General features: G+C 65.8%; 2 pseudogenes (both running past the window's edge). Both read left to right on the forward strand.

Features of this window, described 5'->3' with window-relative positions:
* A pseudogene (locus A2X88_07425) lies at positions 1–834 on the forward strand (cysteine desulfurase NifS) (it extends 228 nt beyond the left edge of the window).
* A gap of 50 nt (positions 835–884) precedes the next feature.
* A pseudogene (locus tag A2X88_07430) lies at positions 885–1,716 on the forward strand (cystathionine gamma-synthase) (it continues 356 nt past the right edge of the window).

Here is a 1,716-nt window from a genome sequence, read left to right on the forward strand (position 1 = left end):
GTCGAGCACCCGGCGACGATCGAGCCGTGCCGGTTCCTCGAACGGTCGCTCGGTGCGAAGGTGACGGTCCTGCCGGTTGACCGATACGGCATGGTCGACCCCGACGACGTCCGGAAGGCGATCACCCCGCGTACGATCCTCATCACGGTGATGCATGCGAACAACGAGGTGGGGACGATCGAGCCGGTTCCCGGGATCGCAAAGATTGCGCGGGAGGCGGGGATCCCGTTCCACACCGACGCGGCGCAAACGGTGGGGAAGATCGGGGCCGACGTGGAGGAACTGGGGGTGGACCTGCTGTCGGTCGCCGGCCACAAGGTGAACGCTCCGAAAGGGATCGGGGCGCTCTATATCCGGGAGGGGACGAAGATCGAGCCGTTCGTCCACGGGGCTGGCCACGAGGGAGGCCGACGGGCGGGCACCGAAAACGTCCTCCTCGCCGTGGCGCTGGGAGCCGCCTGCGCGGCGGCCCGCCAGTGGGTCGGTCTGCCGCAGGTCAAGAGGCTCCGTGACCGGTTTTGGGAGGGACTCCGGGAGATCTTCGGCGACGGGGTGACGCTGAACGGACATCCCGAGGAACGGCTGCCAAACACGCTCAACGTGAACTTCGTCGGACACATCGGAGCGGAGGTCCTGGCGGCCCTGCCGGGAGTCGCTGCCTCCACCGGGTCCGCCTGCCACGCAGGGTCGGTCACCCTCTCCCCCGTTCTCGCCGCGATGGGGGTTCCCCCGGGGGAAGGGATGGGCGCGGTACGGTTCAGCCTGGGACGAACCACGACATGGGAGGAGTTGGAGGATGTCCTCCGCCTCTTGAAGGAGATCCGGATCGCCTGACGAGAGAATCGGAAACCGGAACATATTCGGAAGTTTCCGGAGGAGGTCACATGAAGAGCCATCACGATCTTTCCACACGGTGCGTGCATGCGGGGGAGGTGAGAGACGCCGAGGGATCCCCCCATACGCCGATCTACAACACCACCACGTTCGGATTCACGTCCACGGCCGATCTCCTCGACGTGGTGGAAGGGAGGAGGCCGGGGAACCTCTACACCCGGTACGGACTGAACCCGACGATCCGGAGCGTGGAGGTCAAGCTTGCGAGCCTGGAGAATGCGGAGTCGGCGCTCGTGTTCTCCTCAGGTATGGCGGCGGAGGCTGCGCTCTTTTTCGCCCACGGCCGGAAGGGGATCGTCTGCCTGGGGAACGCCTACGGCGGCACCCTGCAGCTGCTCACCGATCAGCTGCCCCTCGTGGGGATCCCGACATTCCTGCTCCAGGGTGAGGAGACAGGGAGGCTGGAGGAGGTTCTGAAACGGGAGAGGCCGGGGCTGGTCTTCTTCGAAACCCCCACGAACCCGACGATGGAGATCTTCGACATCCGGGAGATCTGCGCACTTTCCCACTCGTACGGTGCTCTTGTGGCCGTCGACAACACCTTCGCTTCGCCGATCAACCAGCAGGTGCTGGACCTCGGCGCGGATATCGCCGTTCACAGCGCCACCAAGTATCTGGGAGGGCACAGCGATCTGACGGGAGGGGCTCTCATGGGGCCGAAGGAGCGGATCGAACCGATCGCCCCCTGGCGGAAGAACCTGGGACAGATGATGGCTCCCGAGATTGCCGCCCTCCTGGCGAGGAGCCTGCGGACGCTGCCGATCCGGGTGGAGAGACAGAACAAGTCTGCGCAGGCCGTGGCGGAAGCGATGCGGGAGCACC

Source organism: Deltaproteobacteria bacterium GWC2_65_14 (assembly GCA_001797615.1).
In the GTDB taxonomy this organism is placed as follows: Bacteria; Desulfobacterota; Deferrimicrobia; order Deferrimicrobiales; family Deferrimicrobiaceae; genus GWC2-65-14.